Source organism: Clostridium sp. CS001, assembly GCF_020443565.1.
GTDB lineage: Bacteria > Bacillota > Clostridia > Clostridiales > Clostridiaceae > Clostridium_AD.
In genome coordinates this window covers 24,994-51,397 of the sequence record NZ_JAIZZN010000005.1, presented here as the reverse complement: position 1 = coordinate 51,397, position 26,404 = coordinate 24,994, and the positions used below count along the sequence as shown (strand labels likewise).

At 31.8% G+C, this 26,404-nt stretch carries 25 protein-coding genes, 1 tRNA gene and 1 riboswitch; of the genes, 18 read left to right on the top strand and 8 right to left on the bottom strand.

Translation table 11 applies throughout. The features are described 5' to 3' along the window. The first annotated feature begins 53 nt into the window (after nucleotides 1-53). Nucleotides 54-167, top strand: a riboswitch (FMN riboswitch). Nucleotides 168-255: 88 nt separating this feature from the next. Continuing rightward, nucleotides 256-876 carry an ECF transporter S component gene (locus LGK97_RS05115; RefSeq protein WP_226258677.1) on the top strand — a complete coding sequence of 207 codons (621 nt, stop codon included), beginning with the start codon at nucleotides 256-258 and terminating at the stop codon, nucleotides 874-876. A gap of 58 nt (nucleotides 877-934) precedes the next feature. Here LGK97_RS05115 and rimI read toward each other — a convergent pair whose 3' ends face one another. Genes rimI through tsaE form a run of 3 tightly spaced genes read right to left on the bottom strand, consistent with a single transcriptional unit; the run spans nucleotide 935 to nucleotide 2,545 of the window. Then, complete coding sequence (gene rimI / locus LGK97_RS05110) at nucleotides 935-1,384, bottom strand: ribosomal protein S18-alanine N-acetyltransferase (RefSeq protein WP_226258676.1); 450 nt, start codon at nucleotides 1,382-1,384, stop codon at nucleotides 935-937. Then, nucleotides 1,377-2,090, bottom strand: coding sequence for a tRNA (adenosine(37)-N6)-threonylcarbamoyltransferase complex dimerization subunit type 1 TsaB (gene tsaB, locus LGK97_RS05105; RefSeq protein ID WP_226258675.1), 714 nt, complete (start codon nucleotides 2,088-2,090; stop codon nucleotides 1,377-1,379). The genes rimI and tsaB overlap by 8 nt, the downstream gene beginning before the upstream one ends. Next, nucleotides 2,087-2,545, bottom strand: a complete 459-nt coding sequence (gene tsaE / locus LGK97_RS05100; RefSeq protein WP_226258674.1) for a tRNA (adenosine(37)-N6)-threonylcarbamoyltransferase complex ATPase subunit type 1 TsaE — start codon at nucleotides 2,543-2,545, stop codon at nucleotides 2,087-2,089. The genes tsaB and tsaE overlap by 4 nt, the downstream gene beginning before the upstream one ends. Nucleotides 2,546-2,752: 207 nt before the next feature. Here tsaE and LGK97_RS05095 point away from each other — a divergent pair, with 207 nt between their 5' ends. The 11 genes from LGK97_RS05095 (at nucleotide 2,753) to LGK97_RS05045 (ending at nucleotide 13,312) form a co-directional block, all read left to right on the top strand. Continuing rightward, entirely contained in the window at nucleotides 2,753-3,373 is a 621-nt protein-coding gene (locus tag LGK97_RS05095) for a CBS domain-containing protein (RefSeq protein ID WP_226258673.1), read from the top strand. Between the two features lie 266 nt (nucleotides 3,374-3,639). Next, nucleotides 3,640-3,715, top strand: a tRNA-Trp gene (locus LGK97_RS05090). 139 nt (nucleotides 3,716-3,854) lie between these two features. Further along, nucleotides 3,855-4,832: an NAD(P)/FAD-dependent oxidoreductase gene (locus LGK97_RS05085; RefSeq protein ID WP_226258672.1), complete on the top strand. Its 978-nt coding sequence runs from the start codon at nucleotides 3,855-3,857 to the stop codon at nucleotides 4,830-4,832. Between the two features lie 596 nt (nucleotides 4,833-5,428). Further along, complete coding sequence (gene cysK, locus LGK97_RS05080) at nucleotides 5,429-6,340, top strand: cysteine synthase A (RefSeq protein ID WP_226258671.1); 912 nt, start codon at nucleotides 5,429-5,431, stop codon at nucleotides 6,338-6,340. A gap of 21 nt (nucleotides 6,341-6,361) precedes the next feature. Further along, on the top strand, nucleotides 6,362-6,946 hold the full coding sequence (epsC, locus tag LGK97_RS05075) for a serine O-acetyltransferase EpsC (protein WP_226258670.1): 585 nt from the start codon (nucleotides 6,362-6,364) through the stop codon (nucleotides 6,944-6,946). A 13-nt stretch (nucleotides 6,947-6,959) separates the two neighbouring features. Continuing rightward, nucleotides 6,960-7,952, top strand: a complete 993-nt coding sequence (gene queG / locus LGK97_RS05070; RefSeq protein WP_226258669.1) for a tRNA epoxyqueuosine(34) reductase QueG — start codon at nucleotides 6,960-6,962, stop codon at nucleotides 7,950-7,952. Between the two features lie 38 nt (nucleotides 7,953-7,990). Continuing rightward, nucleotides 7,991-8,698, top strand: coding sequence for a lysophospholipid acyltransferase family protein (locus LGK97_RS05065; protein WP_226258668.1), 708 nt, complete (start codon nucleotides 7,991-7,993; stop codon nucleotides 8,696-8,698). A gap of 380 nt (nucleotides 8,699-9,078) precedes the next feature. Next, on the top strand, nucleotides 9,079-10,272 hold the full coding sequence (locus LGK97_RS05060) for a glycine C-acetyltransferase (RefSeq protein ID WP_226258667.1): 1,194 nt from the start codon (nucleotides 9,079-9,081) through the stop codon (nucleotides 10,270-10,272). 104 nt (nucleotides 10,273-10,376) lie between these two features. Beyond that, complete coding sequence (locus LGK97_RS05055; protein WP_226258666.1) at nucleotides 10,377-11,336, top strand: L-threonine 3-dehydrogenase; 960 nt, start codon at nucleotides 10,377-10,379, stop codon at nucleotides 11,334-11,336. 113 nt (nucleotides 11,337-11,449) lie between these two features. Then, the gene (gene nth, locus LGK97_RS05050) at nucleotides 11,450-12,079 is read left to right on the top strand and encodes an endonuclease III (protein WP_226258665.1); all 630 of its coding nucleotides are present in this window, start codon (nucleotides 11,450-11,452) and stop codon (nucleotides 12,077-12,079) included. Between the two features lie 60 nt (nucleotides 12,080-12,139). Continuing rightward, entirely contained in the window at nucleotides 12,140-13,312 is a 1,173-nt protein-coding gene (locus LGK97_RS05045; RefSeq protein WP_226258664.1) for an NADP-dependent malic enzyme, read from the top strand. A gap of 70 nt (nucleotides 13,313-13,382) precedes the next feature. Here LGK97_RS05045 and LGK97_RS05040 read toward each other — a convergent pair whose 3' ends face one another. Both LGK97_RS05040 and trhA read right to left on the bottom strand, forming a co-directional pair. Next, nucleotides 13,383-13,871, bottom strand: coding sequence for a thioredoxin family protein (locus LGK97_RS05040; protein WP_226258663.1), 489 nt, complete (start codon nucleotides 13,869-13,871; stop codon nucleotides 13,383-13,385). Nucleotides 13,872-14,020: 149 nt separating this feature from the next. Further along, nucleotides 14,021-14,674, bottom strand: a complete 654-nt coding sequence (trhA, locus tag LGK97_RS05035; RefSeq protein WP_226258662.1) for a PAQR family membrane homeostasis protein TrhA — start codon at nucleotides 14,672-14,674, stop codon at nucleotides 14,021-14,023. A gap of 338 nt (nucleotides 14,675-15,012) precedes the next feature. On the opposite strand from trhA, the gene LGK97_RS05030 reads away from it, so the two are divergent. From LGK97_RS05030 to LGK97_RS05020, 3 genes are all read left to right on the top strand, one after another. After that, nucleotides 15,013-15,606 (top strand): DUF1836 domain-containing protein, encoded by a 594-nt coding sequence (locus LGK97_RS05030; RefSeq protein WP_226258661.1) that lies wholly within the window; start codon nucleotides 15,013-15,015, stop codon nucleotides 15,604-15,606. Nucleotides 15,607-15,835: 229 nt separating this feature from the next. Further along, nucleotides 15,836-17,062: a peptidase T gene (gene pepT / locus LGK97_RS05025; protein ID WP_226258660.1), complete on the top strand. Its 1,227-nt coding sequence runs from the start codon at nucleotides 15,836-15,838 to the stop codon at nucleotides 17,060-17,062. Nucleotides 17,063-17,324: 262 nt separating this feature from the next. After that, nucleotides 17,325-18,707 carry a S1C family serine protease gene (locus LGK97_RS05020; protein ID WP_226258659.1) on the top strand — a complete coding sequence of 461 codons (1,383 nt, stop codon included), beginning with the start codon at nucleotides 17,325-17,327 and terminating at the stop codon, nucleotides 18,705-18,707. Between the two features lie 71 nt (nucleotides 18,708-18,778). Here LGK97_RS05020 and LGK97_RS05015 read toward each other — a convergent pair whose 3' ends face one another. Next, the gene (locus tag LGK97_RS05015) at nucleotides 18,779-20,770 is read right to left on the bottom strand and encodes a fructose-1,6-bisphosphatase (protein ID WP_226258658.1); all 1,992 of its coding nucleotides are present in this window, start codon (nucleotides 20,768-20,770) and stop codon (nucleotides 18,779-18,781) included. A 148-nt stretch (nucleotides 20,771-20,918) separates the two neighbouring features. Next, on the bottom strand, nucleotides 20,919-22,562 hold the full coding sequence (locus LGK97_RS05010; protein ID WP_226258657.1) for a SulP family inorganic anion transporter: 1,644 nt from the start codon (nucleotides 22,560-22,562) through the stop codon (nucleotides 20,919-20,921). 311 nt (nucleotides 22,563-22,873) lie between these two features. Here LGK97_RS05010 and LGK97_RS05005 point away from each other — a divergent pair, with 311 nt between their 5' ends. From LGK97_RS05005 to LGK97_RS04995, 3 genes are all read left to right on the top strand, one after another. Next, nucleotides 22,874-23,893, top strand: a complete 1,020-nt coding sequence (locus tag LGK97_RS05005) for a MarR family transcriptional regulator (protein ID WP_226258656.1) — start codon at nucleotides 22,874-22,876, stop codon at nucleotides 23,891-23,893. A 179-nt stretch (nucleotides 23,894-24,072) separates the two neighbouring features. Next, the gene (locus LGK97_RS05000) at nucleotides 24,073-24,642 is read left to right on the top strand and encodes a LemA family protein (RefSeq protein ID WP_226258655.1); all 570 of its coding nucleotides are present in this window, start codon (nucleotides 24,073-24,075) and stop codon (nucleotides 24,640-24,642) included. A gap of 10 nt (nucleotides 24,643-24,652) precedes the next feature. Continuing rightward, nucleotides 24,653-25,534 (top strand): TPM domain-containing protein, encoded by an 882-nt coding sequence (locus LGK97_RS04995; protein ID WP_226258654.1) that lies wholly within the window; start codon nucleotides 24,653-24,655, stop codon nucleotides 25,532-25,534. A 63-nt stretch (nucleotides 25,535-25,597) separates the two neighbouring features. Here LGK97_RS04995 and LGK97_RS04990 read toward each other — a convergent pair whose 3' ends face one another. Further along, on the bottom strand, nucleotides 25,598-26,209 hold the full coding sequence (locus LGK97_RS04990; RefSeq protein WP_226258653.1) for a DUF4230 domain-containing protein: 612 nt from the start codon (nucleotides 26,207-26,209) through the stop codon (nucleotides 25,598-25,600). Between the last annotated feature and the right edge of the window lie 195 nt (nucleotides 26,210-26,404).

Sequence of the window (26,404 nt, the reverse complement as noted above, 5' to 3'; positions counted from 1 at the left end):
TGTTGTTTTTTTGACCAAAGGCATGTATAATTAAGTTGTAAAAATAAAAATTTGATAATCTTCAGGGCGGGGCGAATTTCCCCACCGGCGGTAAAGCCCGCGAGCCGTAAGGCAGATTCGGTTTGATTCCGAAGCCGACAGTATAGTCTGGATGAAAGAAGATGAGATATATGTGAATTTGCCCTGACATAGTTCTATGTTGGGGTTTTTATTATATCCATCCCTAGAAGGTATATTCAATTAGGGGGTATAAAAATGAGAGACGAAAAACTTGTTAAACTAATCAAAATTTCACTTTTATCTGTTATGGCTTTTCTTTTAATGTACATTGAATTACCATTGCCGATATTTCCAGATTTTCTAAAAATTGATGTCAGCGACTTACCGGCGCTTCTAGGAGCCTTTGCATTAGGACCAGTAGCAGGAGTTATTATTGAACTGTTTAAAAACATATTGCACGGAATGCTAGCAGGAAAAACAGCTTTCGTTGGAGAACTTGCAAACTTTTTAGTTGGAGGATGTTTAGTATACGTAGCTGGATATGTATATAAGATTAGAAAAAGCAAAAATGGAGCAATTGTTGCCTTATTAATAGGTTCAATTGTAATGTCTATCTTTGCAGGAATATTAAATATATATGTTGTTCTTCCATTATACGAAAAAGTTTTAAGTTTCCCTGTAACTGTTGTTGTAAAAATGGGAACAGCATTAAATCCTAACATTGTAGATTTGAATTCATTTATTCTTTGGTCTATTATTCCATTTAATTTACTTAAAGGATTGATAGTATCTATATTAACATTAGCTTTATATAAGAGAGTATCTCCCGTACTTCATAAAGAACACATGAAACTAAAACATGAAAGCAACAATTAGAAAAACTTGCAATTAATACAAAAGACTAGCAGAAATGCTAGCCTTTTTTGCTGGCCTTTTATAGGTTCCTATTCCACATAATCACTGCATCTTCTTGGTTATCTTCATAATAATGAGGTCTGATGCATTCTTTTTCAAATCCATGTTTTTCATATAGATTTATAGCCACAAAATTCGAACTCCGAACCTCTAAGGTTATTCCTGTAACTTTATGTTTTCTGCAAATTCTAAACAGGGCTTCAACTATCATGTCTCCAGCACCAACACCGCGAGCATCAGGGTGAACTGCAACATTAGTAATATGGGCCTCGTCTATAATTACCCACATGCCTCCATAACCAATTATAGAATTACCATTTTTTAATACAACATACTTAGCAAACTTGTTATCAAGCTCACTTTCAAGTGATTCAATGCTCCAGGAAATGGGGAAACTTAATTCGCTAATATTCTGTATTGAATTAATAGATGACTTATCCATAGGGTAAATTTTAAAATCGTTACTCATTTTCCATTTGCCTCATCTTTTCCTCATATTCGCGCTCAGCTTGAGGTTTTCTAAGATAAATTGGCACGCTGGCATAAATATCATCTTCCATTCCTTTAGATAAGAGATTAAGCCCTAATTCTCCTAAGGAGGAAGCCTTAGCTAAATTTAAATGTGCTGGAGCAAAACTGATTCCACTTAGATGATCCATAAGTCTTTCTTTAAACTTGAAAGTCCCATCTCCTACAAAGGAAATATTGCAATTTTTCTCTTTAAGCATATTTATTAATTCGTCTATTGAGATATTCATATAGTCGCTAGTGCGGGTGAGTTTGAAGTTATCAAAATTATACAAAGCTGTATAAACATTATCTCTTAAGGCATCTAGTATTGGGCAGATAATTCCAGGTGTATAGGCTAAGTTATAGGCTAAAGAATCTAATGTGGATATAGTTACAAAAGGTTTTTTCGTGCCTTGGCTTAAACCCTTAATAGTGGACATTCCTATTCTAAGGCCAGTGAAGGAACCGGGGCCCTTTGAGGCTACAAAGCCATCAATATCACTTATATTTAGTCCTGTGTTGTTAAATAACTCATCAATCATAGGCATAAGCACCAAAGAATGTTGTTTTTTATAGTTAAAAGTTATTTCGCCAAGGATTCTGTTATCATCAAGGATTGCACAGGTTGCTGATTCTGTAGCAGAATCTAGACTTAAGATCTTCATAGTTTTATCTCCTTTATATAATCATATCTTTTATTCGAATATTTAAAACTAATTTTTCTGTGATCATTTGAAAGATCAGGAAGTTTCTCTATGGTAATGGTTAAGTTTTCGGGTGGAATCAAATCTTCAATATAATTTGCCCATTCAATAATGCTGACTCCATTGCTAAATATATACTCATCAAAGCCTATAGCTTCTATTTCATCAGGGTCATTTACCCTGTAGACATCAAAGTGATTTAATTTTAAACGGCCTGTATATTCATTTACAATTGTAAAAGTAGGACTTGTAATATGATCGTCAATACCTAATCCTTTTGCAATTCCCTTTGCTAAGTGAGTTTTTCCGGTACCTAAATCACCAATTAAGCATATTATATCACCTGGATTTACAAGTGCACCTAATTGTTCTCCAACTTTATAAGTTTCATCAACTGTTGTTACTATTAATTCCATAAGTTTCACCTCACTAAATATTTTATCCTAAAACATATAAAAAGAAAAGGCAATATGGAGATTACCTATAATATATAGAATTGTTGTATACTATTAAGCTAGAATGGAATAGTAAATAATTATAAATCAAGTAGTAGATAATTGATTGTATTTAGATTACAAGATGAGGTATAATAACATATATACCTTATTAAGGAGGCGAATATAATGTTTGTTAATAACTTGATGCTATCAAAAGAAAAATTAATTACAGTAACACCAAAGGTAACTATAGGTAGAGCTTTAGAAATTATGGATATGAATAACTTCTTATCAATTCCTGTAGTTGAAGATAATAAATTCTATGGAACAATTTCAAAAGAAAGAATTTATACTTATTATTATGAAAAATGCGTTGATAAGAAATGTTTATTATCTGACTTTGTAGTTGAAAATGTAATGAGAACTGATGTCCCAATTATTAATCCAATGCAGGAAGTAGAAGAAGCAGCACACTTTTTGGAAACAAAAAATGTTTCATTTGTTGCTGTAGTGGATAACATTGGTGAGTTTAAGGGAATAGTTACACATCATGCTATATTCCATCAATTCACTGAACTGTTTGGTCTTAACAAAGGCAAGCGATTAGCTGTTATAGCTTATGATATTCAAGGACAAGTTTCTAAACTTACAAAGATAATAACTGAAAATAAAGGTGATATAATTAGCTTTGTAATTGTAGATCCGAAAAGTGTTACTGATGTTAAAGAAATTATTGTAAGACTTGATACTGATAATTTTGATGATATTGTTGTAAAAGTAAAAGCAGCGGGTTTTAAAGTTCAATAGCTTAACGACATTTCAGAAGGTAAGTGGCCAATTTCTATAAATGGGCATTACACTTTATAACAAATAAAAAACTAAAGTAGAAGTTTAAATTTCCTTCTGAAGTCGTTAATATTGCAGCACCGTAGGTGATGATTTAGATATACTAAGCTAGATTAAGAAACATGGGAAGTGATACAAGATATATTTGCCATGTTTCTTAATAAATTAAAAAGATAAAAAAATACTTGCATCTTTAAAGATAACATGTTACAATATGAATGTAATAAAGGGGTATGGCTCAATTGGTAGAGTAGTGGTCTCCAAAACCATTGGTTGTAGGTTCGAGTCCTACTACCCCTGCCAAACAAAACCTGTGAAATTAATTTCACAGGTTTTTACGTTTAGATATAATCAAAGGTCAAATTTAATATTAGATATCTTAAAAACATGCTAGATAGTTTTCTAGTTATTTTTAAGATGTCTTGTAACTGGAGGGTTTGCAATGCAGCAATATGACATAGTAGTAATTGGTGGTGGACCAGCAGGCCTTGCAGCTGCTATTTCAGCTAAAGAAAACTATGGATGCAGTGTTTTGATTTTAGAAAGGGAAAATCAATTAGGTGGAGCTTTAAATCAGTGTATTCATAATGGATTTGGCAAGGATATTTTTAATGAAAACTTAACAGCACCAGAGTTTGTGCAGAAGTTTATAGATAAAGTTATTGAACTTAAAATTTCATATAAATTAAATACCACTGTTTTAAATTTAAGTGATACTAAAGAAGTTAATGCAGTAAATGCTTATGATGGAATCTTTAAAATTACAGCTAAGGCTATAATAATTGCTACTGGGTGCAGAGAGAGACCAAGAGGTTTTGCACATCTTCAAGACAGTAGATGCGCAGGGATATACACTGTAGGGTCTGCACAAAAGTTTATAAACATAGAAGGTTATATGCCGGGTAAGGAAATAGTTATATTAGGTACAGCAGATATTGCGCTAACGGTTGCTAGTAGATTGGCAATTGAAGGTGCAAATGTTAAAGCTGTAGTTGAAAGTAAGGATTTTATTGATGCTATTGATAAAAGACTAGTTACTTCTTTAAGTGATTTTAATATACCCTTAAAGTTAAAGTATAAAGTTACTGCTATTCAAGGAAAGGTTAGAATTGAAGGTGTTACTATAGCAAAAGTAGATAATAATGAAGTTGTCAAAGGTAGTGAGGAATATATTCCTTGTGATGCATTACTTTTATCTGTAGGATTATATCCAGACAATGAATTAGCAAATCAAGCAGGAGTACTAATTAATCCATCTACAGGCATAATTGAAATAAATGAGAATTTACAAACTAATATAGATGGAATCTTTGCCTGTGGAAATGTAACTTTTGGATATAATTTTTCTGAGAAAGTAGTAAAACAAAGCAGCGAGGTAGGTATTAGGACTTCAGAGTATGTAAAGAACTTTAATATATAGAACTTTAAACGTTGTTATTCATGCATATTACTGTTAGTTTATTCTAACAGTTTTTTATTTTATAAAGACTATTAAAGTTGTGCCAAAGTTGTAATTTTGAAGTTAGTGGATTAGTACTATTTGCATTTAAAAAAAGTTATATAAAAAAGCAAAGTAGTATTGACATATTAAGTTCTTGGGAATACAATATAGTAAAGCAAAAACAATCCATACTAAAATACTAGGAAATACTTAGAAAAAGGAAAGTAGTATAAGGAAAACATACAGAGAGGGAGTCTAAAGCTGAGAGATTCTTATGGTAAACTTATATGAAGTGCCCTTTGGAGTTATGCACCGAATTAGTCGTATAAGGGTAAGTAACAAGTACATTTAATTGTTATTTATTTAAATATGACCAGGTAGGCTGCATCGGGATTCACCCGTTATTGTGATAGAGCATAGCGCTGTGCTTGAAAAAGGTGGCCTTATAATTACTTTTGTGATTATAAATTAGAGTGGAACCACGAAGCAAAACTTCGTCTCTAAAATAGAGGGAGTTTTTTTTGTATTCAAAAATTTTTTGAAATTAATTATTTTAAACTTGGAGGGATATTATTATGATGTATAATAACGTTTTAGATATGATAGGATCAACACCAATGCTTAGGTTGAATAAATTAGTAAAGGGTGACATGGCCGATATTTTTGTAAAACTAGAAAAATTTAATCCAGCAGGAAGTATAAAAGACAGAGCGGCCCTTGGCATGATAGAAAAAGCTGAGGAGCTCGGTCTACTAAAAGATGGATATACTATAGTTGAGCCAACTAGTGGAAATACAGGAATTGCACTGGCTATGATTGGTAGAATTAAAGGATATGAAGTAATAATTGTTATGCCAGAAACCATGAGTGTTGAAAGGCGAAACTTGATTAAGGCATATGGAGCGCAACTTGTGCTTACTGATGGAACAAAAGGTATGAAAGGTGCTATAAATAAGGCAAGGGAAATAGCAGAAGGAAATTCTAAGTTTTTTATACCACAACAATTTAATAACTTGGCAAATACTGAAAAACACTACGATACTACGGCAGAAGAAATTATGGAAGATGTAAAAGATTTAGATATATTTGTAGCTGGAGTAGGAACTGGCGGCACAATTACGGGAGTAGGAAGAAGATTAAAGGAAATGAAGATAGGAATTAAAATAGTTGCGGTAGAACCAGAAAAATCTCCAGTATTATCAGGGGGAGAGCCTGGACCACATAAAATTCAGGGAATAGGTGCAGGTTTTGTACCAGATATTTATGATAGGAGTGTGGTGGATGAAATAATGAAAATATCTGATGAAGAGGCCTTTGAAATGGCAAAATTAATGGCGAAAGAAGAAGGAATATTAGTAGGTATTTCAACGGGAGCTAATATTGCAGCAGCTATAAAGATTGCTAAGAAGTTAGGCAAAGGCAAAAAAGTTGTTACTGTTTCACCAGATGGTGGAGAAAAGTATATTTCCATGGGAATTTATGAATAAATTCTATAGGAGAATGATTGTATGTTTAAAATGTTAAAATATGAAATTAAAAATGTATTAGCGAAAGATCCAGCGGCTAAAAGCTTCATTGAAGTAATATTATTATATCCATCTATCCATGCTATAATATTATATAGAGTGGCTCACTTTCTATATAACCATAAAATTTATTTTATATCTAGAAGCATATCTCAGATAGCTAGGTTTTTTACTGGAATAGAAATTCACCCTGGGGCTAAAATAGGAAAAGGATTATTTATAGATCATGGGATGGGAGTAGTCATCGGAGAAACTACAGAAATAGGTGACAATGTAACCTTATATCAAGGAGTTACATTAGGTGGAACAGGTAAGGATACTGGCAAAAGGCATCCTACTTTAGAAAGTGATGTTGTGGTAGGGTCAGGTGCAAAGGTTCTGGGTCCAATTAAAATTGGAAGTGGCAGTAAGATTGGTGCTAATGCTGTGGTTTTAAAGGATTTATTAGCTAATACCACAGCAGTTGGTATTCCAGCAAGAATGATTCTTCAGAAGCCAATGACTATAATAGAGATTAAGGATTATGTAGGAAAATCTAAAAGAATATACAACGATATGATAATATAAAAGGGATGACAAGATGGATAATAAGGAAGAGATAATTCAGTTTTGCAAAAAAAATGGGTTAGATGTAATAGGATTTAGCGAATGTAGGATTTTTCATGAGCTAAATCCTTATTTTCACAAAAGAAAAAATCTTAAATTAGAAAACGAATTTGAGGAAAGCAGTATAGAAAAGAGGATAAATCCATTTTTATATATGCCAGAGGGGAAAACTATAATTTCTGTTGTATTTCCATATATGCATGATTTGAAGTTTAGTGAAGGGACTCATTTTTCTAAATATACAATAGGAAAGGATTATCACTGCGTTACAACTGAGTATATGGACAGAATATGCGCATTCATTAGAAGTATGGGAGCAAGAGCAATGCATTTTGTAGATAGCAACGCATTACCAGAGAGATATATTGCATATAGCAGTGGAGTGGGGTTCATAGGAAAAAATAACACTTTGATAACAGAGAAATATGGATCATATGTTTTTTTAGGAGAAATTATAACAGATTTAAAAATGGAACCAGACAAGCCTCTCGGACAAAAATGTAGTGATTGTGAAATTTGCTTAAAGGCATGCCCTACAAATTCCATAGTGGAAGGAGAAGAAGGAATAAATAATAATGCAAATATATGTCTATCTTATATAACACAGAAAAAGGATATAGATGACTCTTGGTTTGAGAAATTAAATGGTAGACTATTTGGGTGTGATACTTGTCAAAGGGTGTGTCCATACAACAGGGAAATTGAAGTTAGTCCTATTAAGGAATTTAAGCCTTATGAATATATGAAGGAAATTGACTTGCAAGGGTTAATAAATATTGATAATCAACGATTTAAAGACAAGTATAAAGTGACATCTTGTGGATGGAGAGGTAAAAATATAATTAAAAGGAATGCAATTATTAATGCGATTTCTACTGAAAGAAATAAAATTATAGATATACAAGGAGATACATCACCTTATATAAGGGATTATTATTATAGACTTTTAAAGTTTTTCAAATTATAATAATGCTATGATTATTATTTATGAAAGGTGGATTTATAATGGTTTCTCCGATTATGTTAAAATTAATAGATATTTTGCCAGATAAAGTTGTGGCATTTATAGCAAATAAGTTAATCGATTCATATATTAATAAGTATGCAAATATTAAAACACAAGGAATGGAAAAGATCAATAAGGTTCAATCGCCTAAAATATTTATCTGCAATCATTTAAGTAATGCAGATGGAATAGTTATGTGCAGACTACTAAAAGACTATAATGTAACTTTTGTTGCAGGTGTAAAGCTAACAGACAATAAACTTACGAAACTAGGGTTTCACTTAGCTAAGACTATAAATATTAAGCCGAATTCCGCGGATAAGGATGCTATATCCAAAATTATTAACACACTAAAGCAAGGCGGCAATATTATGATTTTTCCAGAAGGTACTAGAAGTCGAGATGGTAAAATGATTGAGGCGAAAAAGGGTCTTTTATTAATGGCCAAGTTGTCAAAGGCAACAATTATTCCAATGGGTATTTGGGGAACGGAAAAGTTACTTCCCATTAATGACAATGACATGGCATCTGAGAAGTTTAATTATGCAGATGTGAATATAAACATTGGTGATCCTATTGAAATCCTAGACAAACATGAGGATGAAGACAAAAATCAGTATCATGATAGAGCTATGCATGGGATAATGTCAAGTATAGCAGTGCTACTACCTGAACAATATAGGGGAGTATATTCCGATACGAAATAGGTAATAATAAATAATAGGAAATGTTAAAACAAGAATTTTGGTTTGAAACCTGAAATCTTGTTTTTTTTTCAATGTGTTACAGAGATTTTATAGGTTTATATTTAAGGATTCATTGCTCTTTTGCAAGAATAATACGAACTGGTAAAAGTGATGGAAAACTTTCAGAAATATAATAAAATGAATATAATAGAACCTTTCAGTGAGAAATATTCAAATAATTCAAGCATATATATGCAACATATTCATTAAATTATAGTAAATTTTATAATTTAATTAGGTATTTTGTATATAAATGATATATAATAGAACTGTTATTAAGTGTGAAACTTTAATCAATGCTTATAACAAGTTACAAAATAAAAGGTTGGAGGTATGTTACTATGGGAAGTAAAGTGCTAGGAAAATTCTTAAAAGAAAACTTAGAAGATTTAAAAAGCAAAGGTTTGTATAATGTGATAAATGTACTGAAAGGTGCAAATGGACCTGTTATTACAATTGGAGATAAAGAATTAATAAACTTATCTTCAAATAATTATTTGGGCCTTGCTACTAACCCTAGAATGATAGAAGCTACTATTGAAGCAACAAAGAAATATGGTGCAGGAGCAGGCGCTGTTAGAACAATAAATGGGACATTAGAAATTCATACAAAATTAGAGCAGAAACTTGCTAAATTTAAACATACAGAAGCAGCTATTGCATTTCAATCAGGATTCAATTGCAATATGGGCGCAATCTCAGCAGTAATGAATAAAAAAGATGCAATTCTTTCAGATTCTTTAAACCATGCATCAATAATAGATGGTTGTAGATTATCTGGTGCTAAAATCATAAGATTTGAACACTCTGATATGGTAGATTTAAGAAATAAGGCAAAAGAAGCAATAGAATCAGGTTTATATGAAAAAATCATGGTTATTACAGATGGTGTATTCTCTATGGATGGCGATGTTGCAAAGCTTCCAGAAATCGTTGAGATTGCAGAAGAATTAGATTTAATAACATATGTAGATGATGCACATGGTTCAGGAGTACTTGGAAAAGGTACTGGTACAGTTCATCACTTTGGATTGTCAGATAAAGTAGATTTCCAAATGGGAACTTTATCAAAGGCTATTGGAGTTGTAGGTGGATATGTGGCTGGAACACAGGACTTAATTGATTGGCTAATGGTTCGTGGTAGACCATTCCTATTTTCAACATCACTGACCCCAGGCGCAGCGGGTGCTGCTATTGAAGCTATCAACATTCTTACAGAAAGCACTGAGCTTCATGATAAACTTTGGGACAATGCAAATTACTTAAAGAAAGGTTTAAAAGAACTTGGCTTTAATATTGGAAATAGTGAAACTCCAATTACTCCATGTATAATAGGAGACGAGATTAAAACTCAAGAATTTAGTAAGAAGCTTTTTGAACAAGGAGTTTATGCAAAATCAATAGTATTCCCAACAGTTGCCAAAGGAGCTGGAAGAGTAAGAAATATGCCTTCAGCAGCTCATACAAAAGAAATGCTAGATAATGCTTTAGCTATTTATGCAAAAGTTGGTAGAGAAATGAACATAATAAAATAGAACAAGATATGACTTAATATAACCTTTATTTATTAGAGGCTATATTAAGTATCGTTAAATATTAAAATATTGTACATAATTCAGCTAAATACGGAGGTAATATTATGAAAAAGATATTAGTAACAGGAGCTTTAGGACAAATAGGATCAGAACTTGTAATGAAGATGAGAGAAATTTATGGTAATGATAATGTAATAGCTACAGACCTAAGAAAGATAGAGAGTAGCCCAGTAGTTACAACAGGACCCTTCGAATTATTAGATGTAACTGATCATAAAACAATGCTTGAACTTGCTAAAAAATATGAAATAGATACATTAATCCATTTAGCAGCTTTATTGTCAGCAACTGCTGAGGCAAAACCATTGCTTGCTTGGAATTTAAACATGGGAGGACTTGTAAACGCTTTAGAGGTTGCTAGAGAGCTTAATTGTAAGTTCTTTACACCAAGTTCTATAGGTGCTTTTGGACCATCTACTCCTAAAGATAATACTCCACAAGATACTATTCAAAGACCAACAACTATGTATGGTGTAAATAAAGTTGCAGGAGAACTATTATGTGATTATTACTTCCACAAATTTGGAGTTGATACAAGAGGAGTACGTTTCCCAGGATTAATTTCTTATGAAGTTCTTCCAGGTGGCGGAACAACTGACTATGCTGTTGATATATATTATGAAGCATTAAAGTCAGGTAAGTACACTTCATTTATTGGTGAAGGAACAAAAATGGATATGATGTATATGCCAGATGCAGTAAATGCAATAATTCAATTAATGGAAGCTGATGCATCAAAACTAATACACAGAAATGCATTTAATATCACAGCTATGAGTTTTGAGCCAGAAGAAATATCTGCTGAAATTAAAAAACATATTACAGGATTTGAAATGACTTATGATGTAGATCCAATAAGACAAAACATCGCTAATTCATGGCCGAATTCAATTGATCCAACTTGTGCTAAAAATGAGTGGGGTTTTAAAGCTGAATATGATTTAGCAAAAATGACTACTGATATGCTTGAAAAATTAAAAGCAAAAGGAATTGGAACTAAGTAATATTTAATTATACGTCGTTTGCCTTGGTATTGGGGTGAACGGCGTATTTTTATTTCTATGTATATTGTGATAGAATAAGCATAAGAATATAGTTTGAATAGTAGGTGATATATGTGAACAAAAAAACAATAAAAGCAGTGCTTGAAATTCTTAATGAAACCTATGAAGGAGCAAAGTGTGGGCTGGATTTTACAAATCATTATGAACTTTTAGTTTCTACCATATTATCAGCACAATGCACAGATGTACGCGTAAATATTATTACAAAGGATCTTTATGCGCAGTATAATACACCGCAAGCAATGATTACCTTATCTATAGAAGAGCTAGAAGAAAAGGTTAAGAGCTGCGGATTTTATCATAATAAGAGCAAAAATATACTAGCAGCTACGAAAATTATATTAGAAAAATATAATGGACAGGTACCTGATACCATGGAAGAGCTTATAGAGCTTCCGGGAGTAGGTAGAAAAACTGCTAATGTGGTATTATCTAATGCCTTTGGTATCCCGGCCATTGCTGTAGATACTCATGTTTTTAGAGTTTCAAAAAGAATTGGTCTTGCCAAAGGAAAAGATGTTGAACATGTAGAACAGGAACTTATGAAAAACATTCCTAAAAATATGTGGAGTGATGCTCATCACTATATAATATGGCATGGACGAAAAGTATGTAAGGCTAGAAAACCTAATTGCGATGAGTGCCCTATAGCACCTTACTGTGAATTTTTAAATGGAAAATAGTAATTGTAGCATCGCGAAAGACGGGTTTTCTAGCATACAGAAAAATAAGGAGGATTTTATATGACGATACAAGAAGAATCATTAAAGATGCATAAAGAAAACAAAGGTAAACTGGAGGTAATTGGAAAGGTAAAAGTTGAAAATAAACATGATTTAGCTGTTGCTTATACTCCAGGGGTAGCGCAGCCTTGTTTAGAAATTGCAAAGGATAAAAACAAGGTTTATGATTATACTATAAAAGGAAATACAGTAGCAATAGTTACTAATGGTACAGCAGTACTAGGACTTGGTAATATCGGACCAGAGGCAGGACTACCTGTAATGGAAGGTAAAGCATTGCTATTCAAAGAATTTGGTGGTATAGATGCTTTCCCAATATGTTTAGATACTGAAGACCCAGAAGAAATTATCAGAACTGTTAAGTTGATATCTCCAGTATTTGGAGGCATAAATCTTGAAGACATAAAAGCACCGGAGTGTTTTTACATTGAAAGAAGATTGAAAGAGGAATTAGATATACCTGTATTTCATGATGATCAACATGGGACAGCAATAGTTGTTTTAGCAGGACTTTATAATGCATTAAAGCTTGTTAATAAGAAACTAGAAACAGCAAAGATAGTTATTAATGGAGCGGGATCTGCAGGAATTGCAATATGTAAGCTATTATTTAGCGCAGGAGCTAAGCATATATTACTATGTGATAAGCATGGCGTCTTAGTAGAAGGTGATGCTATTTTAAACCCATCTCAAGCGGAAATTGCTAAAAGTACAAACAGAGATTTGGAAAGAGGCACCTTAGAGCAAGTAATTGTGAATAAGGATGTTTTTATAGGGGTATCTGCACCGGGAGCTTTAACAAAAGAAATGGTTTCAACTATGAATAAAGATAGTATAGTTTTTGCTATGGCTAATCCTACACCAGAGATTATGCCAGAACTTGCAAAGGAAGCAGGAGCTACGGTAGTTGCCACTGGAAGATCTGACTTTGCAAATCAAATAAATAATGTTTTAGTTTTTCCGGGAATATTTAAAGGTGCTTTAGCTGTTAGGTCAAAAGAAATTAATGATGAGATGAAACTCGGTGCGGCTAGGGGAATTGCTAATTTAATTAGCAGTGAAGATTTATCTGAAGACTATATAATTCCAGGTGCCTTTGACCCTAGAGTTTGCGAGGCTGTATCAAATGAAGTAATGAGAGTAGCAAGAGAAATGGGACTAAATAGAGTTTAATTGAAAATAGAAAAGTACAAAAGACCTTAATGCATATATTACATTAAGGTCTTTTGTACTTTTTCAGGATTTATAGTAGAATTTCTAAAAGTTCTTCTTCGATAATAGAGTTATACTCACCTTGTCTATAATCATTAACTAGAGCTTTCTTTTCTTCAATTTTTAATGGAATCATTTTTTCTACTAGTTTTTTTGGTAATTCTACATAGGCTCCCTTTGGATTCATTTCTTTATCAAAAGTTATGATAGTTGGAATACGTTTGTCGCCAGTACATTCCTCTAAGAAACTTTCATATCCGGTTTTTGGAAACACATATAAGTTTATATTTTTATTTTCTTCTGACATTCTCTTAATGAAAGGCAATGTAACAATGCAATCAGGGCAGTGGCCTTCAGAAAAGATTGCAACATTAACAGGGGAAGTTAATTTTTGCAAAGATTCTTTAGTAGCTGAAGATAAATTAGTAGAATTATAAGCTGTAAGTTGTATATCACCATATTTTAGTTTTGTTTTTTCTAAGTACTCTTCAAAAGTTGACCCCTTTGTTAAATCCATCATAATTGACATCCCTACTTTCAATAAAATTAGTAAATGAGATTAGGTGTATTTAAATAAACAACAAGTCAGTACGCTAGTCTATTTATTTTAATGTGCCTAACTATTAATTATAATTCTATCATTTGATAATAAATATTACAACAATAGACTTAGCTGATATGCATTATATACTTAAACATAAGTACAAAATGACAAAGACTGCCCAGCATTATAAAAATATGAAATATCTCATGAAATCCAAAGAGCTTCAAGTTGATTTTTGGCCATTTAGTGGCATAAATAACTCCACCTACAGTATAAAATAGTCCACCAGCTAGTAGCCACATAAAACCACCTAAGGATATAGCTCTTATAATAGGTACAACGGCAAAAACAGAAATCCAACCCATTAAAATATAAAACCCTGTATATAGCCATCTAGGAGCATCAAACCAAACTATTTTAAGTAGAATACCTATAAAGGCTAAAAGCCAAACACCTAAGAAAAGAAAGGTTCCAACGGTTCCCTTTAAAGCAATTAGGCATATAGGAGTGTATGTTCCTGCAATTAAAACATATATCATTGAGTGATCTACTCGTCTAAGTACTTTTATAACTTTTGCTGAAGATAAGGACTTGTGATAGGTCGAGCTCGCAGAGTAAAGTAGTATTGAGCTTATGCCGAATACTGCAAGTATGATAGTGTTATATAAATTTGAGGTGTCCAAGGAATATTTAATCAGAAGTATTAATCCAATTAAGGATAAAAAAGCTCCAACTAAATGTGTAAGGCTACTTATAGGTTCTCTAAATTTTGATAGCAAATTACTCACTCCCTTTTTAAATTATAATTTATCATTTAAAGCTAATAATATAAAAGTAAAATAAAACTATTTTAATATGTATCTAAATATATGCTATCCAGCTACAATAATACTATACGTAGTTTTGAAAACTATGTTGTGCATATATCAATACTACAAGGAAAGATTATAAATATCAATAATGGTAATGGGCAAATTTCAAGCAAATTTGGGCAATAATCTAAATTACTGTTAAGTTACGCAATGTAGCTTAGAAATGCTGAAAATATTATGAAATAATATTATTAATTATAGATTGCTAGTAATTAATGATATATGATATAGAAGAGGTGAGAAAAGTGGATTATAACAAGGAAAGCTTAAACAAATTAGTTGAAGAGATTGTGGGCGCGAAAGATATTAGTTTAATGGAAATACCTTGCGTAGATTTATATATGGACCAAGTTACAACTTTCTTTAATGAAAAGTTTGCAAGTCTTAAAAGAAATGAAGAAGATAAGATTCTTACAAAAACCATGATTAATAACTATACTAAAGGCAAAGTTCTTATGCCAGCAAAAAATAAGAAATATACTAATGAACACATGATACTGCTTACCCTTATTTATAATTTAAAACAAACTATATCAATAAGTGATATTAATATAGTATTTGACTCTATTATTGATACAAAAGCTCCAAAGGGCATAAGTCTTTCATTAGAAGATTTATATAATAACTTTTTAGATATTAAGGAAGTTCAAAATCAAGAGTTTGAGTGTGATATAAATAAAGATACTGAATTTATAAAAGGCAAGATTAAGGAAATGGGAAGAGAGGAAGGAGAATTAATAGAATTAATACTAATGATATTGTTACTTATTAATAAAGCGAATACACAAAAAAGAATGGCAGAAAAATTAATTGATAATTTTTTAAATAAAAAGCAATAGAATTTGTACATATTTAATTTGTTCAGCAACAATGTTTAAGATTTGAAATCATTGTAGTATAATATATTTGGGACAATGGAATAAATTAAATGATCAATGATCAATGAATAAAAATTTTCTGTGATAACAGAAAGGCAACCTTAATTGATCATTGATCGTTGTGTATTTGTTCATTGAACAAAACTGATATACTTAAGTACAACTTAATGAAGAACGAGGAGATGGGAATATGTCAAAAGTTATAGAAAAGTTTTTAAAGTATGTAAGCTACGATACTAAATCTGATGAGGAATCAACTACTGTGCCAAGCACAAATGGGCAAATGATACTTGCTACAGAATTGGTTAAGGAATTAAAAGAAATGGGGATAAAGCAAGTAAGCGTTGATGAGAATGGATATGTAATGGCAACGATTCCATCCAACATAGAGAAGGATGTACCAACTATAGGTTTTATAGCACACATGGATACAGCACCAGATATGCCTGGTAAAAACGTTAAACCTAAGTTTGTAGAAAACTATGATGGAGAGGATATAATATTAAATGTAGAGAATAATATAATACTATCTCCTAAGGATTTTCCTGAATTAAAGAATTATATAGGGAAAACACTTATTACTACTGATGGAACTACGTTACTAGGAGCAGATGACAAAGCTGGGATTTCAGAGATAATGTCTGCTGTAGAATACTTAATGCAAAATCCACAGGTACCACATGGTAACCTATGTATAGGATTTACACCGGATGAAGAAGTGGGCCGTGGAGCAGACTTATTTGACGTTAAGAAATTTAATGCAGATTTCGCATACACTGTAGATGGTGGAACTGTTGGAGAATTAGAATACGAAAACTTCAATGCAGCAGGAGTAAAGATTAGAATTCACGGAAGAAACGTTCATCCAGGTTCAGCAAAAGGAAAAATGATTCACTCTACACTTATAGCAAATGAACTTATAAGTGCTTTACCGCAAGATGAAACACCAGGCACTACAGAAGGGTACGAAGGATTTTATCATTTAACTGCCCTTAATGGAGAAGTTGAAGAAACAAAGCTTCAATATATTATAAGAGATTTTGATAATGAAAGTTTTGAAAATAGAAAAATATTTATCAAAAATATAGCTGATAAACTAAATGACAAGTATGGCAGTGGCACTGTTGAAATAGAAGTTAAGGATCAATATTTCAATATGAAAGAAAAGATAGAGCCAGTTAAACACATTATAGATACAGCATCTTTAGCGATGAAAGAAGTAGGAGTAACACCAATAATGGTTCCAATTAGAGGCGGTACAGACGGCGCAAGACTTTCCTTTATGGGCCTTCCTACACCAAACATATTTACAGGTGGACACAATTTCCATGGTAAATATGAATTTATACCTACTTTTGCTATGGAAAAAGCTGTTGAAGTGATACTTAAAATAGTTGATTTATATGCTAGTAAATAATACGCTGTAAGTATTAATACAAAGAAGATAAAATGGAGATAATATGATTTAAAAATAAAAGGATTATTATATTTTTATATAATAGTTCTTTTATTTTTTCATAAGTAAAAGCTTCATAAACTGTTAGATAAGTTGTAAAATGATTTTTGTTTAAAATTAATTAAAGATTTGTTAATAAAGTTGTCACCAAACTGTAACATAGAGATAGTAATATGTACTTATGGATAGAATATAAATTGGAATTGAAAGGAGAGACAAAAATATGAATGAGAACATGAATGATAAGAATGAAAAAATAAATGACATAAGTGAGAATATAAATGATGAAACGAATAAAAATGTAATTGAAGGTGAAAGTGTTAATTCAAATGAGGTTGTAAGTGACTCTTATGAAAACAATAGTGGGGTAATTGAAGAAAATATTATAGTTAATGCACCTAATGAGGAAGCTCAGAGAAAACAAAGTGAAGAAGATTATACTGCATTTGGTAATACTGATTTTGTAGAAGTAAAAAGTGAAGAAGTGAAAAAGAAAGGGGGTATGAGAAATAGAATAGCATCCTATATATTAGTAGGTGCAATTTGTTCTACCCTTGCAGGAGTAGGAGCTAGTCTTGCTACAATAAATATGATGAAAGATACAGGTAGTAGTGATAAGGCTATTACATCTAAGGTAACTACTGCAAAAAGTTCTAGCGATGGAAAAGCAAAGCTCATTGCTGACAGCAATACTGAAAATTTAAGTGTAGTTGAAATTGCAAAAAAAGTAAGCCCTTCAGTAGTAGCAATTTCTACTAGTGCAAGCGCTACTACCAAAAGTGGATGGCAAACCACTCCAACTGAGGGTGTAGGGACTGGAATAATATTTAGTGAAGATGGATATATTTTGACAAACTATCATGTTATAAGTGGAGCTCAAAATATTAAGGTTATGCTTATTGATGGGAAAGAAGTTTCTGCAAAAGTAGTTAATTATGATGCCGCATCGGATGTAGCTGTAATAAAACTAGCTGAAAATACTAAGGTTCCAGGTGTAGCACAGTTCGGGGATTCAGATGCGCTTGAGGTAGGAGAATCTGTAGTAGCAATAGGGAATCCTTTAGGGAAAGAATTTATAGGATCGGTTACAGCAGGCGTGGTTAGTGCAGTTAATAGACAAGTAAATATTGAAAATAAGGATTTGAAATTCATCCAAACAGATGCAGCAATTAACCCAGGTAATAGTGGTGGACCACTTGTAAATTCTAAGGGTCAAGTTATAGGAATAAATACTGCAAAAATACGCCAAGAAGGGGTAGAAGGGTTAGGGTTTTCAATACCAATTAATTCTGTAAATCCTAAGATGGAAAATTTAGTAAAACCAATTCTTAGGATAGGAATTAGTTGTAAGGATGTTACCGAGGAAGATTCTAAGCAATATAACATTCCGGTGGGAGTTTATGTTTCAGAGATTCAAAATTTTAGTCCAGCAGAAAAAGCAGGCATAATGAATGGAGATATTATTGTGCAGTTTGATGGACAAAAGGTTAAAACAGTAGACGAATTAAATAAGATCAAAGGCACTCATAAAGCTTCTGATGTGGTTAAGGTTGAATTAGTTAGGAATAACAAGACAATAAAATTAGATTTAACACTTTCTGAATAAGACAAAATCCACTTGACCTCACAAGGCCAAGTGGATTTTGATTTAGGGTTTATAAAGGGTTAAGTATAAGGTTAACGTTGTTCTTTAATAAGCCCTTTTCTATAGGCTGTAAGAAGTAGTTGCAAGTCTTTAATCTGCTCTTTAATTTCAAGCCCTATGTCCGTATCTATTACACGTTTCCGATTTGTAGATTTCTCAAGAACTATAGTGGAAGAAAAGATATCCTTACCTTCATCAATAGCCTTTTGTGTAGATTCAAAAGGTGCGTGGGAGGCTAAAAGTAGACCATAAGAATTATAAATAAGGGTATACCCTGCTATTCCTGTTTGTGGTTGGTAAGCCTTGGAGAAGCCACCATCAATAACTAGTAGTTTACCGTTAGCTTTTATAGGACTTTCACCCTGTGTAGTCTTCACGGGAACATGGCCATTTATAATGTGTGAATCAGTAGGGTCTAGACCAAATTCTAAGAGTATGTTATTACATATTTTCTCATCATCTCTATAATTATAGTATGGGTTTTTTACCTCAGTATGAGTGCTTTTGTCATTTATAAAATATCGCTCAAAGGTAGTCATCTTATCCTTGCCAAATAAGGGAGAGTTGCAACCACACCATAAATACCATACGGAATCCAAGGCATAAAGTTTAGATTCAGAATCGGCCTTGCCAAAATAGGCTTCTCTCGCTACTCGCTCAGTTTTATCTATATAGGATTTTCCACTATAAATGGTGTCATTTACTTTGATTTTTTTAAAGCTACCATCAGGATTTAGTGCAATACATCCATGATAAAGTAAATTTGAGTTATATTTTAAATACATACTACCTTTAGAATACAAAAATCGTATATGATTCTGAAGTTTTTCACTATTTAAAAAAGAAGACTTAAGTTTATCAACAAGCTCTCTTTCCTCCTGAGTTAATTTATAAGGATCATTTGGGTCTATAGTTGGAAAATTAGTATCGTTTAGTGGATAGTCTTTTCCGTCAATATTTATGGTGCCTTTTTCATAATCAATTTTGTGAAGAAGTAATCTAGATTCCATTTCATAATGAGGGCGCCTTTTTATTATTGCACCTTCAAGTTTAAATTGAATTATAGAAATAGCTTTATGCATTTGGGACATTAGGTTAAGATCTTTTTCTCTATAGTTATTTTCAGGGAGAACTTTAGGTTTAAAGGACTCACATGGATCACCATTATAAAAATCTAATGCGAAGGTTGCAAGAGGCAATAAGTTAATTCCATAACCTTCTTCTACTGTGTCTAAATTTGCATATCTAGTAGAAATACGAAGAACATTGGCAATACAACTTTCAGAGCCAGCAGCAGCTCCCATCCAAAGCATGTCGTGGTTACCCCACTGTATGTCAACAGAATGATAGTGCATTAAAGTATCCAATATTATATGAGCCCCAGGGCCTCTATCATATATATCACCTAAAACATGAAGTCTATCTATAGTTAGCCTTTGAATTAGGTTTGAAATAGCAACTATAAATTCTTTAGCTCTTCCAATTTTAATTATTGTTTGAATAATGCCATTGTAATACTCCTGTTTATCAAAGGTACTTTGTTGTTCGTGTAGCAATTCTTCAATAATGTATGAAAAATCCTGAGGTAGTGCCTTTCTTACTTTAGATCTAGTATATTTAGAGGACATAGTTCTACAGATGTTAATAAGTTTATGAAGAGTAGTTTTATACCAATCTTCTATATCAACCTCTTGTTTAATAGCTATATCCAACTTTTGTTCAGGATAATATATAATAGTTGCTAGTTCTTTTTTTTCAATATCTCTAAGCGAAGCCCCAAAGATATCATTAATCTTTCGTTTGACTACTCCAGATGCATTCCTAAGGACATGATTAAAGGATTCATATTCACCATGAACATCTGTAAGAAAGTGCTCAGTGCCTTTAGGTAGATTTAATATAGCTTCTAGATTTATGATTTCAGTGCAAGCGTCTGGAATTGTAGGATACTTGCTAGCTAATAGTTTAACATATCTCAAATCCTCTTCTATAGTATCAATAGATGGTTCACTAGAAAATATCATTCATTACTCCCCTTTATAAATGCTATAAATTTATTGGTGTAGCTTATATAATATAAATGCTACACTTAATATTATAATACATTAGTATATGGTATTGTAATATTAAAGGAAAATAAATTTTATTCCTCTCCAAAATATATAATGTTATTTATATTTTTAGTAGAGAATTAGCTCTTTCAATAGCTTCTTCAACATTACTACAGAAATTTTCTCTTCCTAAGGTTTCTACAAATCCATACTTTTCAAGGGTGCTAATTGGCTGTTCTTGAAGGTTTAACATTATTAGCTGAGTATGATGTTTTTTGCAAATATCATAAAGCATTTCCAATGCATGATATCCTGTAGCATCCATGGCAGGTACATTGGCCATTTTTAGTATTAAAATTTTAGTGGGAATACCTATCTCTCTAATAGCATGTACAAATTTGTCTGCTGCGCCGAAAAAGAAAGGTCCATTAATTTCATATAAGGATACATGCTCTGGGGTTTTTATGCTATCTATAAGTTCAATTTGGTCCTTATCTTCATGCTCATCAAGAATATATCGTACATCAGTGACATCTGCCATTCTTTTCATAAATAGCAGTGCAGAGAGAAGCAATCCTATTCCTATGGCAATTACCAAATCAAAGAACAAGGTTAAAGAAAAAGTAACTAGAAAAACTGCAGCATCACTCTTAGGAGCTTTAAATATTCTTTGAAAAGCGTCCCATTCTCCCATGTTATAAGAGACTATAATTAATATTGCAGCTAAGGATGACATAGGTATAAGTTTTACATAAGGCATGAATAGCAGAAGTATTACTAATAATGATAGTGCATGTACTATACCAGCAATAGGAGTCCTACCACCATTTTTTACATTCGCTGCAGTTCTTGCTATTGCTCCTGTTGCAGGTATGCCGCCTACAAGACCGGAAAAAATATTAGCGATGCCTTGAGCAACAAGTTCCATATTAGAACGATGTGATCCACCAATCATACCATCGGCTACCACGGCAGATAGTAATGATTCTATACCACCTAAAATTGCAATAGTTAGAGCCGGAAGCATTAGCTCTTTTATCATAGCAAAAGAGGTATGGGGAATAGAGATTCTAGGTAATGAGCTAGAAATGTTACCAAAACGACTTCCAATAGTTTCTACATTTAAGTTAAAGAAGAGAACCAGTACAGTAGTTAGAACTATTGCTATTAGAGTTCCAGGAATCTTCTTATTTATTTTAGGCCAAAATATAATTATTAAAAGTGAAAGTATACCGATACTTAAACTTTGTAAATTTAAAGTATTTAAATTATTAAAATAAGCAATCCACTTAGGAATAAACTCTGAAGGTACTGATTTCATGGTTAGGCCCAAGAAGTCTTTAATCTGGGTGGAAAAGATGGTAATGGCAATACCACTTGTAAATCCAGTGGTAATAGGATATGGAATGAATTTTAACATACCGCCAAATTTTAGAATGCCCATTATTATAAGAAAAAAGCCAGCCATGATAGTCGATACAATTAGTCCATCTATACCAAACTTCTCAACTATGCCAAAGACAATAACTACAAATGCACCAGTAGGGCCGCCAATTTGAACTCTACTTCCTCCTAGTAAAGAGATTATAAAACCACCAATAATTGCTGTATAAAGTCCCTTTTCAGGAGATACTCCTGAAGCTATGGCAAGAGCTATGGATAGTGGGAGAGCAATGATAGCCACAATGACTCCAGCAATAAAATCTTTAACAAACTTTTCTTTAGAATAATCTTTTAAACAGGTAACTAGTTTTGGGACAAACATAATTTTCACTCCTTTAATTTAATTAGCATTCGAATATTAGATATAACAGATATTCAAGCATTAAGTTACTTGAAAACGGCTACTTTTAGTATTATGTTAAATATAATAGTTTTTAATAAAATTTCTTAAAAGAACCTAATAAAGCATAGCATATTCCACAAAAAAGGACAATGAAAAATATGTATTGTTCTATATAATTAAATCCTTTTATTGATTTGATGTAACATCTTTGATACAATTTATTAAATGATAGTTATGCAAATTAAGTAATAGTTTATGGGAAAGATAACTAACGTATGAGAGGATATTTTATGAATCAAACAGAATACTTATTTAATATACATTCGTTATATAATTTATCAAGATATGCTTTTTTAGAAATTGAATCTAATTATGCAAGAACTGTAGAAAGTTCAGGTATAACTTTGCCACAGCTTAGAGTTCTTTGGATTATTAAAATATTCCCCGGCATTTCACTTAGTAGTATTGCCAAGATAGGATGTTGGACTTCACCTACTGTAAGTAATATGATTAAAATTCTAATAAGTAAAGAATTAATATTTAAAGGGGAAACTATTAATAAAAAGGTATATAAGTTTCAATTAACGCAATTGGGCATGTCTTTTATTAGTGCAAATAAACAAGATGAGAAAAGAAAATTTTATCTTTTTGATTTAATTGATTTGTTTTCCCATGAAGAGTTAGACTTTATCATAGGAATTTTTACTAAGATTATTATAAAAGAAAAGAAAGAGTTTGTTTTTGACTATATCGAAAAAATTAATGAATTAGAGTTAAAAATTGATTTAACAGGCTTTGATGTAAATAAAATTATTACTATAAAAAAGATAACTAGTATATATAATCTTTTAAGAATATTTGTATTAACTGTTGAAGATAGCCATAGAGAACCACTTAAAGAGTTTAATGTTACTTATGCTCAACTTAGAGCATTGTGGATAATTGAGGCGTTTCCTGGAGTTACTTCAAAGCAGCTAAGCCAAATTAGTTTTTGGTCACCTTCAACAGTTCATGTTATAGTAAAAAACTTATACAACAAGAATTTTATTTGCAAAGAAAAAGCGTTGATAAAAAATGCCTACTACTTGGACATATCAAAACAAGGAGAAGATTTATTAATAGAAGATTATAAAAAGAATCAAAAAACCTTGTTGATTTTTCAAGAATTGAAAGATATAAGTTTTCAGGATATTCTAAGGTTAAATTGCCTCTTGGCTAAGATTAATAACAGATTAGGAAACCATAAAACAGAAGAGTATATAAAAAGAACCTTTGATGTTATTAGAAATGTAGTTTTAAATGATACATAAATTCATTGAATTAATAGCAAATTAGTATAGTATCCATTTAAAATTCATAAGTTATTCTATAAGGAAGGGTTTGCTTTAACAACATTTTAATATTGCAGCATCGCAGATGATGATTTAATAGTTGAAGAACCAAATGATTATTTTAAATTATAAATTTATAAAATGAAAGGGTGGAAAAAATGAATAAAACTTTAAGAAATGTTATAGTAGTAATCGCCGTATTCTTAGTAATAGCAATGCCTATTATTAGCGGGTACAATAAGATGGTAAGTTTAGAACAAAAGGTAAAGGTAGCAGAGGGAAATATTGATACTCAACTTCAAAGAAGATCTGATTTAATTCCTAACTTGGTTGAAACTGTGAAGGGATATGCTACTCAAGAAAAAGATATTTTCATTAAAATAGCTGAAGCTAGAGCTAAACTTGCAGGAGCAAAAACTGTAACAGATAAAGCACAGGCGGATGCGGAGCTTGGAAGTTCACTATCAAGACTTTTGGTAGTTGTGGAAAACTATCCAGCATTAAAATCTAATGAGAATTTTAGGGATTTAACAGTGGCACTAGAAGGAACTGAAAACAGAATAGGCACTTCAAGACAAGATTATAATAGAAGCGTTGATAATTATAATACTACAATTAAAAAATTTCCAAACGCCATTATTGCAGGAGTTTTTAGATTTGAAGAAAGGGCGTATTACAAAGCAAGTGAATCTGCTAAAGAAGTGCCAAAAGTCGACTTTACAAAGTAGGTGTTAAAATATGAATATATATTTAACGAAACTAGTGGTAAAAACTTATAATAGCACATTAAATAATTTTAAAAAACATAGTATCAATGCAAAAAACTTTTTTGTAATTATTATAAGTGCATTTTTGTTAAGTCAAATAGTAGTTATGAATTTAGTAGACGCAGCGCCAAAGTTTCCGAAAGCTACAGAATTAAAATATGTTAATGATTACGCTAAGGTAATAGATAGTGATTCAGCTCAATATATTTTATCCGTAGGAAAGGAATTAGAAGATAAAACTGGTGCACAAGCTACTGTTGTAGTTATAAAGTCTTTAGAGGGTGAAACTATAGAATCCTATGCAACAGGGATTTTTAGAGCGTGGGGCATTGGACAAAAGGATAAAAACAATGGATTATTAATTTTATTATCAATGGAAGAAAAGCAGTGGAGGGTAGAAGTAGGTACAGGGCTAGAAGGTGCTGTTACGGACATATACTCTTCAAGAATGATGAATGAGATTGCGGTACCTAAATTTAAGCAGACTCAATATGGACAGGGGCTTAGGGAGGCTTATTCAATTCTTTCAGATAATATTGCCAAGGAATACGGGGTGATATTAGAAAAGAATGTTAGTATTCCAAGATATATTGAAAGCAGCGACAATACAAGTAGTAACGGTAGGGGAAATGGATTTTTAGTAATCGGAGTTATTGTACTTTCTTTACTTGATCTAATTTTCAATAAGGGAAGATTGATTAGATTTATAACCAAATTACTATTTTGGAGCTCAATTCTTGGACGTGGCGGACGAGGTGGACGCGGCGGAAGAAGTGGTGGAGGAAGTAGCGGTGGTTTTGGAGGCTTTGGGGGAGGTTCATCAAGTGGTGGAGGTTCCTCTGGAAGTTGGTAATATAAATTATTAAGAAGCAGAAAACCATTTGGTTTTCTGCTTCTTAATATTTATAAAACTTTTTTATTTAAAGATTATTATTACATTTTGAAAACCCATGTCCAATAAGATACCTTGTAAAAGCAATTTAGCATTGGTATTAGCTTCATCTAAAAATCCTGTTTTTAGTAAGTCAACCTCAACTTTACCTTTTTCATTACTAATTTCATATATCATATCTTGCATACTAAGTTTATTAAACATGGATGATTTTTCGTCATAAACGAGTAGGTCATCTGTATTTATGACATGATCAAATATTTTGGCTTTTTTTAAGCTTAAGGTAACAGTTTTTTCATTTATAATAACATCTATATCATTTAAATCTACACCAGCTTTAACATAACCGCTATATTTTACAAGAAAGGACTTTTCAGTGAAGGGAATAGAGAAATCTTTAAATTTCCTACTATCTTTAATGGATAATACGTTAGTATAGCTATACTTGGAGGTGGAAAGTTCTGAAATCTTAGATAATCTTTCAGTAATTGTGTTAGACGTTATGGCTTTGTCATTATCAAAACCTTCTGAAATGGAATAAAGCATTATTGTTGAAATTGTTAAGCTTATAAGTGCAATTAATAAAAATAGTTTGTTTTTAAATTTCATAGGGGTACGGTTTTTTTTTAGATTCATAACAAACAACTCCTTAAAGTAGATAACTATTTATAGAAATAGGCTATTATATTATATGGTGTATCAGTATGGTTTTAAAACTACAAATTTCACATAAAATAATGTAAAAATCATTAGATACTCGAAGCAAATCTGATATAATGAGTTAGTAAAGTAATATTGTATAAGCATATTATTAAATTAGGGTTATTAGGA